General features: G+C 57.9%; 14 protein-coding genes and 1 pseudogene. 10 read left to right on the top strand and 5 right to left on the bottom strand.

The genetic code is table 11. The features are described from left to right. The coding region (locus LCM4577_RS18100; RefSeq protein WP_198541055.1) for a transposase at positions 1 to 374 on the bottom strand (374 nt) is incomplete at its 3' end. An 812-nt stretch (positions 375 to 1186) separates the two neighbouring features. Between LCM4577_RS18100 and LCM4577_RS18095 the strand changes: the two genes are divergently transcribed. The 7 genes and pseudogenes from LCM4577_RS18095 (at position 1187) to LCM4577_RS18065 (ending at position 6538) form a co-directional block, all read left to right on the top strand. Then, a complete protein-coding gene (locus LCM4577_RS18095) occupies positions 1187 to 1669 on the top strand; it encodes a hypothetical protein (RefSeq protein ID WP_108703021.1) in 483 nt (160 codons plus the stop codon). A 172-nt stretch (positions 1670 to 1841) separates the two neighbouring features. Further along, complete coding sequence (locus LCM4577_RS18090; RefSeq protein WP_244508363.1) at positions 1842 to 2300, top strand: RES domain-containing protein; 459 nt, start codon at positions 1842 to 1844, stop codon at positions 2298 to 2300. Positions 2301 to 2826: 526 nt separating this feature from the next. Continuing rightward, complete coding sequence (locus tag LCM4577_RS18085) at positions 2827 to 3390, top strand: cold-shock protein (RefSeq protein ID WP_082044344.1); 564 nt, start codon at positions 2827 to 2829, stop codon at positions 3388 to 3390. 175 nt (positions 3391 to 3565) lie between these two features. Beyond that, positions 3566 to 3730, top strand: a complete 165-nt coding sequence (locus LCM4577_RS18080) for a helix-turn-helix domain-containing protein (RefSeq protein ID WP_131614330.1) — start codon at positions 3566 to 3568, stop codon at positions 3728 to 3730. Positions 3731 to 3859: 129 nt separating this feature from the next. Beyond that, the gene (locus LCM4577_RS18075; protein ID WP_071072651.1) at positions 3860 to 4315 is read left to right on the top strand and encodes a MucR family transcriptional regulator; all 456 of its coding nucleotides are present in this window, start codon (positions 3860 to 3862) and stop codon (positions 4313 to 4315) included. 687 nt (positions 4316 to 5002) lie between these two features. Further along, a pseudogene (locus tag LCM4577_RS18070) lies at positions 5003 to 5350 on the top strand (nitrogen fixation protein NifQ); the annotation flags it as partial. A 105-nt stretch (positions 5351 to 5455) separates the two neighbouring features. Beyond that, the gene (locus LCM4577_RS18065) at positions 5456 to 6538 is read left to right on the top strand and encodes a cytochrome-c peroxidase (RefSeq protein ID WP_083354764.1); all 1083 of its coding nucleotides are present in this window, start codon (positions 5456 to 5458) and stop codon (positions 6536 to 6538) included. A 55-nt stretch (positions 6539 to 6593) separates the two neighbouring features. On the opposite strand, the gene rpoN is transcribed toward LCM4577_RS18065, so the two are convergent. Beyond that, positions 6594 to 8042 (bottom strand): RNA polymerase factor sigma-54, encoded by a 1449-nt coding sequence (gene rpoN, locus LCM4577_RS18060; RefSeq protein WP_071072647.1) that lies wholly within the window; start codon positions 8040 to 8042, stop codon positions 6594 to 6596. A gap of 70 nt (positions 8043 to 8112) precedes the next feature. Then, on the bottom strand, positions 8113 to 8646 hold the full coding sequence (locus LCM4577_RS18055) for a peroxiredoxin (RefSeq protein ID WP_071072645.1): 534 nt from the start codon (positions 8644 to 8646) through the stop codon (positions 8113 to 8115). Between the two features lie 1649 nt (positions 8647 to 10295). On the opposite strand from LCM4577_RS18055, the gene LCM4577_RS18050 reads away from it, so the two are divergent. The 3 genes from LCM4577_RS18050 to LCM4577_RS18040 all read left to right on the top strand — a co-directional run bounded on the left by LCM4577_RS18050 (position 10296) and on the right by LCM4577_RS18040 (position 11540). Then, the gene (locus tag LCM4577_RS18050) at positions 10296 to 10514 is read left to right on the top strand and encodes a hypothetical protein (RefSeq protein WP_071072644.1); all 219 of its coding nucleotides are present in this window, start codon (positions 10296 to 10298) and stop codon (positions 10512 to 10514) included. A 496-nt stretch (positions 10515 to 11010) separates the two neighbouring features. Beyond that, positions 11011 to 11478 (top strand): DNA-processing protein DprA, encoded by a 468-nt coding sequence (locus LCM4577_RS18045; protein ID WP_338012037.1) that lies wholly within the window; start codon positions 11011 to 11013, stop codon positions 11476 to 11478. Next, a complete protein-coding gene (locus LCM4577_RS18040; protein ID WP_082047293.1) occupies positions 11433 to 11540 on the top strand; it encodes a DNA-processing protein DprA in 108 nt (35 codons plus the stop codon). Before LCM4577_RS18045 ends, LCM4577_RS18040 begins: the two co-directional genes overlap by 46 nt. 30 nt (positions 11541 to 11570) lie before the next feature. Here the strand turns inward: LCM4577_RS18040 and LCM4577_RS18035 are convergent, their stop codons facing one another. Together LCM4577_RS18035 and LCM4577_RS18030 are read right to left on the bottom strand one after the other, a co-directional pair. After that, positions 11571 to 12104, bottom strand: a complete 534-nt coding sequence (locus tag LCM4577_RS18035) for a nucleotidyl transferase AbiEii/AbiGii toxin family protein (RefSeq protein ID WP_157900471.1) — start codon at positions 12102 to 12104, stop codon at positions 11571 to 11573. Positions 12105 to 12553: 449 nt separating this feature from the next. Beyond that, positions 12554 to 12976: a type IV toxin-antitoxin system AbiEi family antitoxin domain-containing protein gene (locus LCM4577_RS18030; protein WP_244508364.1), complete on the bottom strand. Its 423-nt coding sequence runs from the start codon at positions 12974 to 12976 to the stop codon at positions 12554 to 12556. Positions 12977 to 13329: the final 353 nt, after the last annotated feature.

The raw sequence follows: 13329 nt of genomic DNA, 5'->3' as shown, positions 1-13329 counted from the left end.
GCCCTGTGCAGCATCAGGAACGCCTGATCTTCACGCGATTTGATCGGAACAAAGCGCATGTTGGGTCGGGTCACTGCTTCACAAATTGCCGCCGCGTCAGTGGCGTCATTCTTCGCGCCGCGACGCACGAAAGGTTTGACGTAGCTTGGAGGAATCAGGCGCACGTCATGCCCGAGCCCTTGCAACTGACGGGCCCAGTTATGGGCAGTTGCGCAGGCCTCAATACCGATCAGGCAAAGCGGCAACGCTTTGAAATAGGGCAGGAGATCACGACGAGTGAGCCTTTTGCTGTCAATCGTCTTGCCAGATGCATCGGCGACATGGACGTGAAAAACATTCTTGGCTAGGTCGAGGCCTACGGTGGCTGGGTTCATCGGAATGCTCCTTTTGCAGTGTAGGACCAGTATACGGTCCCTTCTCAGAAGCGGGGCCGTCTTCCCCATCAACGGGCGCCTCAGGCTTCGTGGTAACCTGAAGTCACGTCGGCGCGGCCGGCCGGCGAGAGTGGCGGGAGGAGTTGACGGGGACTTGCCATTGCAGAGCGCAGTCGATCCGCCGGCGTCTCAGGAAAAGGCTCCGACCACGGCCGGGCGCCGGATCAGGGAATTAGAGCAGAAAGTCGGGCAACAGCAGCTCGATCTCGATTTTTTTTCGCGAAGCCTTGCGGCACTTCGAGGAAGATCAGCGCCGGAGCAGCGCTCCTGGCGAGACGGGATCTTCAAAGTCATCGAAAAGATGACGGCCGGCCTGTCGCAAGGCGAATTCAACATCGATCGAATGTGCTGGCTCGCTGGCGTCAGCCGCGCGAGTTATTACCGTCACTGGCTAGATTCGGCCCCTCAATCTCACGTGATGTTATGTCCGACGCTCTCTTCTCATCTTTCCTCATGTTTGACCGGCCGCCTGCGCCGATCGCCGGACGGCGCACGTCGGGCGGCGCTAGGGCGCAGGAGCGCCCCAGCCGCTCCGTCTCCGACGATCGCGAGCTTCTTGTCGGGGCGATCCGTCGCGCGCTTCAAGAGACAGCGCCGGCCGTGGCGGCGCCAGCAACTGCGACCTCGACAGGATTCGTGGATCTCGCTGCCGCGGCCGCTGACATCGGCATTCCGTCGTGCTTCAACTTAAGCCCGACTTAGACGAAGGACGCCGAAGCGCGGTGCGCTCCTTCCTTGAAATAGTTGTCCGCGTGAGTGCCACGCTTGACGAAACACGCCTCGAGTCGACGATCGGCAAGCTCGCGGAGGTCCTCCTGCCCGATGAACTCGCCGACGCGCGTGGAGCACTGGCCTTGGACAACCTCGAGCTGCGTGATCGATTCGTCTCGGAGGTCCCCCAGCTCACGAGCGCCGAGATCGGAGCACAGGCGGGCCTGAAGACCAAGAACCCCTATGCGACCGCAGCGCGCTGGAAAAAGGCCGGCAACATCTTCTCGGTCCAGCACCGCGGCAAGGAGTATTTCCCGGCTTTCCAGTTCCGCGAGGGGCGGCCGCACCCCACGATCAAGAAGGCGCTCGGGGCACTTCCTCCCCGGTTGTCTGCGTGGCAACGTGCCTTCTGGTTCATGTCGACGAACGGCTGGCTGGCCGACAAGGCACCCGCCGATATGCTCGACGATCCGCAGTCCATCATCGCAGCCGCTGAACGAGAGGGCGAAGAGGTGGTTGGGTGAGCGTGTCAAGCGTGCGCCCGCCGCCCTTTCCCTTTCCGAGCATCAACACCCAAAAGGTCACGAAAGGTAGCGTCCTACATCGGACGCACGGCTCCAGTTTCCGGCCGGCACAGTTCAACCCATGCATTGGCCAGCCGACGCGGTTTGCTCCTTTTCAAGATTCCGCAGGCACATGCGTCCCGACGCTCTACGCGGCGACATCGCGGGAGGCAGCGGCTTTCGAGTCGATTTTTCACGACATCAAGACCACGCCGTCTTCAAGAAAGCCCGCCTCGACGTCATCGAATCGCGCAGAGTAAGCCGCATAGCACCGAAGCGCGATCTGCTCGTTGCCGGCCTGTTCGCGCCGGATCTCAAGGCGTGGGGCATAAGCCGCGGCGATCTCATCGAAACGCCGAAATCAACCTACGGTCAGACTGTTCTTTGGGCTCAAGCGATTCACGGCGCCAGAGCGGACGTTGACGGCCTGCTTTGGACATCTCGACAGTGCGACCCAGATCGATGCGTAACACTGTTCGAGGGCGAAGGAGATTTCGAGGTTCACGACAGCATCGAGGTCGGCTTCGACGCGGACCTGTTGCTCGAGATCCGAGCTTTCGGCCTGCGCGCCGGCAATACCATCATTTCGTGAGCATACGTTAATGTTGAAAACACATGCTCCGCGGCCGGTTGGCCCTCCTCACGAGACCTATGTTTTCTCACCCGAAGTCCATAGACGAGCTAGGGGGGCGCGGACATCCCGAAAAATGCCTACGCTCGATCAGGGCGAGATCAGACCTCCAACAGGGGTTGACCGGGTGACGGAGGACTGTAGCAATGATGCGGTCGGGCGAAGAGCGGCACTCCCAATAACCGAGCGGAACGCGTCTCAACCACGGCGGATCGGTCCCGGAATAGAAGCGACGTGGCGACGCATTCGCGACGATATTGCAAAGAAGGATATCCAGTGGTTAGAAAGCCAGGCCTAAAGCAAGTGAGAGCGTTCTGCAGAGCCTGGATGAGAGGACCGCGCCCTGCTGCCCGGCTGACAATTCTGGCTTGTCGCTAATCAAAGATGGATGGCCCTTTTGAAGAGCTGACACGTACCGAAGACTCAAAGACCGCCCATCTTGCCAACCTTTTTGGTGGCCAGCACCATTTGTTTCCCCTGAGATGACATGAGCAGATATAAGGATTACCGCAAGCCCCGTCGGCGTCGAGATGACGACGGCCCGTTTCCTTTTCCAGAAGAGGAAGCCGTCCCAAGCTTCTTTCATCAAATGTCACCTGCGACGACCAAGCCGGTAGACGCAGAGGTCAAGTGGTTCAATGCAAGCAAAGGTTTTGGCTTCGTCAGAATCTCGGACGGAAGGGACGCCTACCTCCATATTCGGGCATTGGAAGCGGTTGGAAGAAGCAGTGTCCCAGAGGGAGCGCGGCTTAAGGTCACCTTGGAAGAGACGCGAAAAGGCCATCAGGTCGCGCAAGTCCTGGAGATCGCACAGGAGACGGCCAACACTTCGACATCCGCGTCGGAAAGCGCCGGCACCGTCAAATGGTATAACGCCGAGAAAGGCTTTGGCTTCATTGCCCCTGAAGCTGGCGGAAAGGACGTATTCGTCCACGCCTCAACATTGGCCCGCTGTGGCGTCAGCGATCTCGTGGACGGACAAAAGGTTTTTGTCGAGTGCGCGCAGGGCAAGAAAGGTCTGGAGGTCCAAAGCATTCGTGTAGCTGCTTGAGACGGCCCAGCCCTTTTTGTTGAACGCACGGCGGTGAGCCATTCACTGCGCATAAGCATATCAGAAAGGCGCGTTTGTCGCGGTGCTCGATCCTCTCTTTTAACGAGGGCCGATATGGTTCACATCGTGCTCACCATCCTTGGCATGGTCGTTCAAATTGAGGCTGCGGTTCATCATGGAACGCGGGCGCAACGGAATCGAACAACGTAACAGCACCTATAAGGTGGCAAACAGCGGCTTGACAGAGATTATCATGGCACTGCTTGCCGACGGCCTCGGCCCAGCAGGAATTGCCAAACTGGTCGGCTGCTGCACAATGCAGGTTTATCGGATCATTTAAGCATCCTATGACTCTTCTGCTGCGATAGCGAGAATGGTCGACTAACGCCGATATAAGCAAATCATGCTGGCCTTCCTCGACAAAGCCGGTAAAAGAGTTCCCGTGTTGTCACGCAATAGGAGTAATTGAATGCCCGAGGGCACCGCAAATAGCCAAGGCCTGTTGATTGAACTTACGGCAGATATTGTATCTGCCTATGTTAGCAAAAACGCAGTTCCCCCCGCGTCACTGCCAGAGCTTATCGCAAGCGTGAATTCGTCATTGTCGAATCTTGGGCAAGCGGTCGAGCCAGAGAAGCCAGCCCAAGCGCCTGCGGTTAATCCGAAGCGGTCGGTGTTTCCCGACTACATCATCTGCCTGGAGGACGGCAAGAAATTCAAATCGCTTAAGCGGCATCTCAACGTCCACTACGGCCTGACGCCCAACGAATATCGCGAGAAATGGGGATTGAAGCCCGACTACCCCATGGTGGCGCCGAACTATGCGGCACAACGGTCGGCGCTGGCGAAGTCGAGCGGTCTCGGCCACAAGGCTGCCAGCAATTCCGAAAGGAAGTCGGCGAGGGCGGCACGCAAATCCAAGTAGTGGGTGCAAAGGTCGATGCGCCATAGGGTGGAATTGACCGGCCAAACCTGTAAGGCCTTCAAATCCGACATAGCTCTGCGCACAGCCGAAGCTAACTCGGAGGCGACAAGGACGCCGGCAATCCTTTCGTAGCAAGTCCTGCTACGGCTAAAGTGATCGCCGGCTGGTCCTGTGCAATCGCGGCCGATCGCGTCACAGCGGCTGCCTGGCTGCTTGAGCTGCGCGACCAGATCGCTAGGCTCGACTGAGCGCGAACTCTATCGCAGGGGTTTCTTGGAAGGTCTGCGCGGTCTCGAAGACCGCTTCGATTTCGCAGCCGAAGTCCAGATAAAATTGCCCGGGAGGGCTTTGAAGACGAAGCCGAGGCGGTATTGCGGCAGCGCTCCCGTCCTCCGCTGCAATCGACAACTCCGCAGCCCCAGCCAGCAGACTTGGCGTTCGACGTGGCTGATGAATAGACACCCGCGCCCGCCGTGATCAGGAGCGCCGGTGGCCGCACAAACTCCCGACTTTTCCGCTGTCGATTCTGTCAGATTGGCGACAACTGTAGCTCGACCGAGACAGGCTCTTCGAGCGTAACCGCTGCAAATTTGAGAAAAATCTCGGTTGGCCTGAAATGGCATGATCCTTGTTGTCTTCCATTCGATGTGATCACCGCAGGCAAGAAACGCGACCGCTCGCAAAACCCAAATGGAGGAAAAGGATGATACGACCGGAAAGAGACTCAATCTTTGGTCAGCCCCGGCCGGGCCACCCCTCAGCACTTCGTTCGCCAAAACCATTGCGCACCGCGCCATGCACACAGACTGTCTCCGGCAAGACCTCGGCCTTTTCGATCGTCACGAGATCAGCCGCTTGCTCGCAACCCATCTTCCGGCGCACGCCTGTCAAGACTTTAGGGACTTCGATGCTTACTTCCGCCCGGAAGAGGGTGATATCCACTCCGCGCGTGTTGTGAACGGCTGGGATGATAGCAGTCTCGTTAGAGCCAGGCCGCGCTTGCTAAATCGCTCGACGTCTTGGGCATTCATGTAATTCAGGAATGACTTCCAATAGTTGCGAAGACGCGGTCCGGGCGCTGCGGTAGTTCGTTTGAATTCCTAGAAAGTTTCATCAAAGCAATAGTGGACACTTACGTCGATGGGCTTCGTGAAGACATTTATTGTCTCCTTCTTCCGCTTGGCGGTGGGATCGGCCTTTTCATTTACTGCACTCACAGGCTGCCTGCTTGCCTCCACAGCCATGGGGCAGGACAACCTGCTGGACGTTGCGAGATCGCTGTTTAGCCCTATTCCCAAGCGTGCTGCAGACCTGGACGGCAATCCGGCGACCTTAGAGAAGCTCGAGTTGGGCAAGATGCTCTATTTCGAACCGCGGCTCTCGCAAGCTCACAACATCAGCTGCAACACCTGTCATCAAATCGGCCGTGCTGGCGGCGATGGCCGCTCCACCTCTATTGGCCATAACTGGCAGCGCGGCGGCCGCAATGCGCCAACTGTATTCAACGCGGTGTTCAACATCGCTCAGTTTTGGGACGGACGGGCAGCGGATCTGATGGAGCAGGCCGGCGGCCCGATCTCCAATCCGACGGAGATGGGGACCACTCCCGGGCACGCCGTCGAAGAGCTCAAGGGCATTCCTGGGTACGTTGAGGCGTTCGGCAAAGCCTTCCCTGATGAAATCGACCCCCTCAGATATGACAACATCGCGAGAGCCATCGCCGTGTTCGAGGCGACGCTGATCACGCCCAACGCACCCTTCGACAAGTATCTCGAGGGTAACGAAAACGCACTCACCACTGAACAGAAGGAGGGGCTCAGGCTTTTCGCCGACAAAGGATGCTCGTCTTGCCACAACGGCATCAACATCGGTGGGAGCATGTATGCTCCTTTTGGGGTGGTCGAAAAGCCCGGCTGGGAGTTCCTGCCGCCTGACGACAAGGGACGCGTTGAGGTGACACGGAAGGTCGATGATGACTATGTCTTCAAGGTCCCTACCTTAAGGAACGTCGCACTCACCGCCCCCTACTTTCACAGCGGCCATGCATGGGATCTAGAGCAAGCCGTGGCGGTGATGGGGACGACCCAGCTTGGTACGCAGCTGAGCCCTGAGGAAGTCGACAAGATCACCGCTTTCCTACAGGCGCTCACCGGGGACCAGCCGAACGTAACCTATCCAACCTTGCCGCCGAGCGTCGCGACGACACCCCGGCCGGCGCCGTGACCGCATAATCCGAGAGGGCGGCGAATAGACGCCGAGAAGAGGCCAGACGCCTGCTTCAATCTTGATCGCCAATGAGCCATAGCCGCTTTTCTCGGCGCCGTCCCACGGAGGAGGGGATGTTCATCGCCTCGCGATATTTTGTGACGGTGCGGCGCGCTACATTGATGCCGGTTTCCTTCAGCCGGACGGCGATGTCGTCGTCGGAAAGCACGTCACCGGGCGATTCTTGAGCAATTATCGCTTTGATCCGATGCCGGACAGCTTCGGCAGAGTGCGCGTCACCGCCTTGGCAGGAGGCAATCGCGACGGTGAAAAAATACTTCAGTTCGAACACCCCGCGTGGGGTAAGCATATACTTGTTCGAGGTCACCCGGCTCACCGTCGATTCATGCACGTTGATCGCCTCAGCGACAGTCCTGAGATTGAGAGGCCGCAGATGGGCCACGCCATGTTGGAAAAAGGCATCCTGTTGGCGCACGATTTCAGTCGCAACTTTAAGAATCGTCTTGGCACGCTGATCCAGGCTGCGGATTAACCAATTCGCGTTTTGCAGGCATTCGTTCAGAAACGCTTGATCTTTCGGATTCTGGACGGCGTGTCGCGAGATTTCGGCGAAATAGGTTTGGTTGATCAAAACCTTGGGCAATGCGTCCGGATCTAGTTCGATCTGCCATCCACCTCCGGGCGAGGGCGTGACCCAGACGTCGGGTATGATGGATTCCGGCGCTCCGGATTGGAATCGGTTGCCAGGCTTAGGATCGAGCGCACGGATTTCATGCAACATCTCGAGAAGGTCTTCTTCATCGACGCAGCAGTGCTGCTTCAACGCCTGGAAATCGCGTCTGGCAACCATCTCAAGGTTGGCAACCAAGGCGGCCATTGCCGGGTCGAACCGGTCTCGCTGACGCAACTGGATCTCGAGACATTCGCTGAGAGTGCGAGCAAAAATTCCCGGTGGATCAAACTGCTGCAAGGTTGCGAGAACCCGTTCCACATCCGTCTCGCGGGCGTTCAGTTTGCCGGCCAGTTCCACAAGGTCCACCCGAAGATAGCCCGTATCGTCCAGATGGGCTGCGAGCTCGCCGGCAATCAGCCGCTCCTGTGGTGTGAATGCAGTGAGCGCGATCTGACCAGCGACGTGGTCGTGCAATGTTTCGGTGCAGGCGGCGAACTCGTCCAGGGCAGGGCGACTATCCGCAGGGGCGTTCGTCGTATTGCGTAGCGATTTCCATTCCCCCGGTCGCTCTGCGGCCGCCGCGCTCGTCGGCCTATCCATGTCTTTTTCGCGTGCGCTGGTGGACTGGTCTGCCGAAATCGGCACGTCGCCAAGAGCCTCACTGTCGTTTGAAGCTGGCTCCAAAAGCGGATTTTTCTCGAGTTCCTGCTCCACGAATTGATGCAGTTCGGCGCGCGCAAGTTGCAACAGGCGAATCGACTCAATGAGCTGAGGCGATGCCACCATAGATTGCTTCTGGCGTTGAAGCAGCCTTGCCGAGGACAGCATGTTGAGCGCGAAACTCCGATCGAGGAGGCTCTTGGCCGTGCGTTAATGGGATTGCCAGACGCTCACTTGATCATGYGGCGGCCTGCAGTGTTTCAAGAACGTTCTGCGGGGATGAGACGGCATAGGGATCGCTATCGCAGTTGTCGGAGAATCCTTCTTCCTCGAACCATTGCTCCACCGCACCGTCGTTGATCAGGGCGGCGTAGCGCCAGGACCGCATTCCGAAGCCGAGATTGTCCTTCGCAACCAGCATACCCATTTTGCGCGTGAACTCGCCTGAGCCGTCCGGGATCAGCTCGACCTTCTGCAGCCCCAAGGCCTTGCCCCACGCATTCATGACGAAGGCATCGTTGACGGAGATGCAGTAGATTGCGTCAATCCCTTCCTTCTTGAACTCGTCATAGAGCTTTTCGAAATTGGGCAGTTGGTAGGTCGAGCAGGTCGGAGTGAAGGCGCCAGGAAGCGAGAACAGGATGACGCGCTTCCCACCAAAATAGTCGTCGGATGTCTTGTTTTCCCAGCGGTATGGATTTGGCCCCTCGATTGAATCATCGCGAACACGCGTGCGAAAGGTAACGAAGGGGACCTTCTTCGTGACGGTCATCAAATAGCTCCTTTTAGAAGAAACTTGGCATGGCTTCTCGGTTTGGCCGACGCAACGTCGACTCGGCAGGCATGCCGGACATGAGATGAAGGCCTTCGCGGCTTCCAAATCGCTCTTCCATCCGGTGGTACGGGAAGGCCTTGGCCCACCCTCTTCGTCATCCGAATGGCCGGGCCAATATGAGTGATTTGGGTGGGATCAAGCAACCCCTTTGCGGCAAGTGGCGCTGGAAGGGATGTCAATGACCGCCTGGCTGTCCCCGAAGAGAATGTGGTGGCAATCGACAGTGTCAGTGTCGAAATAGGCGTTTGGCGCCGCAACGTTGCGGTCGCGCAAGAGTCTCGCTTCACGAAAGTGCTTCTGCGTATTGTAGGTTGCCCATGGCGCGCCGACGTCGGTTGGGTGACCCTTCGATGCGGTGCTTCGGCATTCACATGCTGATGAGGACCGGCAAGCAGCATTTGGGCGCATGCCGCGCTGTTGGATGTCGGCCTCCAACAACACCTGCGCAGAAAAGCTAGCGAGCACTGGCGTCTGGAGAGGACGACCTCCCGATGTTTATCCGCAATTGTCACCGTCGCCTCAAGCGCTTGTCTGGAGTCACCAATGATTCACTCGTCGCTTTGTTGGTGGTTCGATGGTTCTAATGAGCCGTCGCAAATGCCGTGCCATCTGACTTGCAGCAGGGATGGAAGCGATTTTTACCTTGAGTAGAGAGACCTGCTTTCGGGGCCGCCATGGAGGAACGGCTTCCGTCTAAGACGGCGATCTCATCGGGCTGAACTTGTAACATCTCAAGCAGCTAATGCTCGGGAAACATACAAGGCGTTTCCACGTGACGTCTCGACGAACCTTCTTGTGTCAGAAGGTGGACGAAAATGTCGGAAGCTCTACCAAGGACAGGCTGGGACGCGAGAACGAAGAAGTGGTGGAACGGAGACGATACTCATGCTGAACCCGAAGCGCAGCTTCGTCCGCGCGTAGCCGAATGGGAAAGGGCCGAAATAAGCTCGTTCATGTCAATGAACTCTGCGCTCTTTTCGGCACGTCTGTAGGAACTCGCGGCGGCAGCCGGAGCACTTGAAAGCGCCCCTGAGCGCGTAGCAGCCGAGAAGGCCGCGGCAGACGGGCTCGCCATTCGTCTTTGGCCAGCGGAAATGGCAGAGCGTCGTGTAGGCTTCCTCCTCGTCAATCCGACGAGGTCCTGTGTCCCGGCATGCCGGGGACATCAGGAAATGCTGCCCGTTCGGATTTCACAACCACGCGTTTCGTTCTCCGATCGCGATGGCTATCTTCCAACCACTCCGGACGCTCCAGAATCCTGGGGCAGGCGGTGCGAGGAAGAATTAGAGGCCTGGGGTTCATGTTCAGGCTCCTGGGCTGGGCAGTCGTCGGTACGAAACGGCGAAGCGGCGGCCGTGGGAGGCCCTCGAAATCAGAGTCGTATGCTTATCCTCTCAGCATGGGGCGGGCCCCTTGGTTGGATATTTCCGCGGGAGTCGATCGGTTCCTTACGTTGGGGCTGACGAGCGGAACATTGGGGCTGACGAGCGGAACGGGTCGTTGTGCCGCGGCGAACTCTATTATACGGCGCGATGCCAAATTGCCCGTGGGTCGCCTTTGTCGGGCGAAAGAATTATATACCCAGCATGGTTCGCGCGATTACGAAAACCCATATCATTGGCGCTGCTGAAGGTTTTTCAGCAGTGGACGGGCTTGTATTGGCTACGGTCAACGCGCCCTACAAGCGGGGCATCAGCGTAGCGGCGCTGCGGGAGTGTATTGCCAAGGCCAACCTGGACGATTGGCCGGTCCATGTCGCCACTTTCTGGTCGCATTTGAAGGCGGCTATTGGCACTATAGGTTAATCAACCTCCAAGAAGAGTATGTTCGCAAAGAACTCACCGTTGCTGAAGATTGGCGACCTATTGCCGACATCTGCCTCGATCGCATGACCACGCCATAGCCATGCCTTCAGGTAACTGGCCCTTCGAAGAAGACGCGTTGCCTGCGGCTGAATAGTGCCGATAAGGGATGGTGCCGGTTGCTACCGCCGCTCATCAAGGAGCTGAAAATCATCGTATTTTCCGCCGGACCTCATCTTGCGTTGAGCGATATCTCCGACGACAGGATTTCGGTGTATAGCGAAACGCTGGAGTTCAATAGCTGCTCAATCGCCAGAAATTCAACTCGAAATTCTGCGCTCGAATTCATGGCGGCACCGTGCTTGGCCAACAGGCAGTCTTGGAGAGAAAAGGCCCGCTGCCGGGAGGAGGTGGCAACGGGCCCGATTCGAAAACGGCACTAGAGGGGGTGTGCCGCATTCAAGATCGGCATCTCATCTAAAGAGTTGCCGACACCCTCATGGTAGCCTCGGCGTCAGATATTGCAACGCACAAATTTCATCCCGCAATGCAGGAAAAGCATCGGCCTGCCACAAAAGAGCCCGCAATCGGGGCGACGATGACGTTATCCCACAAGACACCGACAGATGAAAATCGAGCCCCGGCAGCCGACCCGTGCCGACAGGTGACGCTCTTCCAGTCGCGTCGGCCTACCGGTTGTGACAAAGCGCGGTTGACTGTGCCTCCTTATCCGCAAAAGCTGCGAGACGCCAAGCGTCCAATCGAGCTGTTGTATTTCCAAGGCATCTGGGAACTCACGGAGACTCGCCGCATAGCCATTGTCGGCGCCCGCGAAGCGAGCGATAACGGAAAGCAGCGCTCAAGACAGCTGGTCGCGACCTCACTGTCCGCATACGCGCGCTTGAGAAGGACGACTTCACTATCGTTTCGGGCCCGGCCGCCGGAATCGATCGTGTCGCTCACGTAACGGCCATCACTAACGGCGGACGCACGATTGCGGTAATGCCTCTCAGCACCTACCATCCGTGATCCGCCCATGGAGCAAAGCAAGTCAGAGCTTTACGTCCAAGGGCCGCCGGCTGGCCAATGACGCTCGAAACCGTCGCCTAAGGCTGCAGCCTGGAGCGGCGGAAAAACGAGCTCGCCAATGGCGACGATCGCGGCCGGGAGATTCGATGGCTGCAAGAGAAGCGGTTCCCTTCCGACGAACGCCGTCCATTGCCTTGCCTTCTTGCTGTCCTCGGCAAAAGCGGCACTGAGTCCAAGCGGAGTCTCTGTTGGCAGTAGCGTGTCACGCCGTTCAAATGTCGCTCGGATTGCCTGGACCAGCGATCCACCTTTCATCGCGAATAGCCGCGACAGCGCCAGGTCGTAAAAATCCTTCATGCGACTGTTCGCCTGGCCAAGTACGACGATTGCCTGGAGTTTTTCGGCAACCACGGTTTCCCTGGGATAGGCTCTCAGTCGAGGAGCCTCAGCCGACAGAAGCGACGGAAACTCCAGCTCCTGCGCCGTCGGCGTAACAGCGTCTCCAAAGCCTATGTCAACTTGTACCGGGATCCGGGTCGTCCCGAGAAACGCTGTCGTCTGCACCCTGACGCCGCCATATTGCTGGCCTTCACGGATCGCCTCGACGCTTAGGCCGTTCGCATCGTACGCCAGTCCGTCTTCTTCGGCCTCGATCCGGCAGATCGTTTCGAAAACGGATCGCTGTTACGTCTGGATTGACGAATCCGAGAAGATCAAGGTTCTGCGTAGGGCGAAACGGATCGTCGAGCCACGCTGTGAAGAGCATCGCGCCCTTCAGGCTAAACTGATCGCGATGCGGGAGATGCTCAGCCGATAAAGCAGCCTCTTGATGGCGTATCGCCTCAGGATGAGCTGATTGTCCGTCTGTTTGTTCCGCGATGTTGCGGAGCCGAGCAAGAATCGATGCTGGAAGATTCGCCGGCCTATCCTTAATCAGCAACTGTGCTTTCAAGATAAGGACGAACGATACTCCAGATGCGCAGCGTCTGCGCATATCGGGCATGTCGTCGGGCTTAGCCTTTCTCCGACGGCGTTGCGAAAGCGGAAGCAGTCCACGATCGATTTGGCCGGATCGAAGATCCGGACAGGTACCGAATCGATGGTGTAGGTCTTGACGCCAAGGGTGAGCGCTTTTTCGCCGAAGCGAGCAACCCGGGTGGGCGGATAGTCGATCGTCGGCTTGCGGTCCTTGGAGCCGATTGCGATCCAGACGCTGCGCGGAAGCTGCAGCGTAATCTCATGAAACTGGAGCGCCGATACGAGGCAGCACCTTTCGGAACACGGGTCGCGACTTCGGCCAGGGAATGAGAAATGTCGACGTCGGCATCCGCGCGTTCGTAGAGCCCTCGTGAGGAGCGATGGAGGATGCCCTCGTCAACCAGACGAGCCAGTGTAGCCGGATTGATCCCTCGGCGTTTCAGGTCCGACAGGCGCATGATCCCATGGCACTCAATCAGACCGACGGCAAGGTCGCGCTGAGAGGTTTCAACGGATTCGGTCATGTATTAAACTGTCTGCAATTACCGGTAAGTTCCGACATTTTATTACACCGCAGTGAAAGTCGGCAAGCAGCCCTTCCACGTTCTGTAAACGTGGCGCGAGACATCGGCGCGTCAGCGTCGTAGCGCGATGGAAGAACATAGCGTGAGTTCCCGGCGCATGTCCTGCGTTAGCTTCCGAAAATGACCGTCATCGGCCGAATTGGGCTGACGGTATTGCGATATTGGCGCTCGGAAAGCAAACGGATACCGTCAAAAAGAATGTCAGAACGGTCGTCTTGTACGCGATA

Origin of the sequence: Mesorhizobium sp. LCM 4577, from assembly GCF_001854795.2 — a bacterium.
Classification (GTDB): Bacteria; Pseudomonadota; Alphaproteobacteria; order Rhizobiales; family Rhizobiaceae; genus Mesorhizobium; species Mesorhizobium plurifarium.
This window is presented reverse-complemented; position numbering and strand designations above follow the sequence as displayed.

Bases quoted from the DNA above. Each gene is read 5' to 3' on its own strand.
- LCM4577_RS18050 (WP_071072644.1), top strand. From the start codon at position 10,296: ATGGTTCGCGCGATTACGAAAACCCATATCATTGGCGCTGCTGAAGGT.
- rpoN (WP_071072647.1), bottom strand. From the start codon at position 8,042: ATGCTGTCCTCGGCAAGGCTGCTTCAACGCCAGAAGCAATCTATGGTG.
- LCM4577_RS18075 (WP_071072651.1), top strand. From the start codon at position 3,860: ATGCCCGAGGGCACCGCAAATAGCCAAGGCCTGTTGATTGAACTTACG.
- LCM4577_RS18045 (WP_338012037.1), top strand. From the start codon at position 11,011: ATGGTAGCCTCGGCGTCAGATATTGCAACGCACAAATTTCATCCCGCA.
- LCM4577_RS18085 (WP_082044344.1), top strand. From the start codon at position 2,827: ATGAGCAGATATAAGGATTACCGCAAGCCCCGTCGGCGTCGAGATGAC.
- LCM4577_RS18090 (WP_244508363.1), top strand. From the start codon at position 1,842: ATGCGTCCCGACGCTCTACGCGGCGACATCGCGGGAGGCAGCGGCTTT.
- LCM4577_RS18065 (WP_083354764.1), top strand. From the start codon at position 5,456: ATGGGCTTCGTGAAGACATTTATTGTCTCCTTCTTCCGCTTGGCGGTG.
- LCM4577_RS18080 (WP_131614330.1), top strand. From the start codon at position 3,566: ATGGAACGCGGGCGCAACGGAATCGAACAACGTAACAGCACCTATAAG.
- LCM4577_RS18030 (WP_244508364.1), bottom strand. From the start codon at position 12,976: ATGCGCCTGTCGGACCTGAAACGCCGAGGGATCAATCCGGCTACACTG.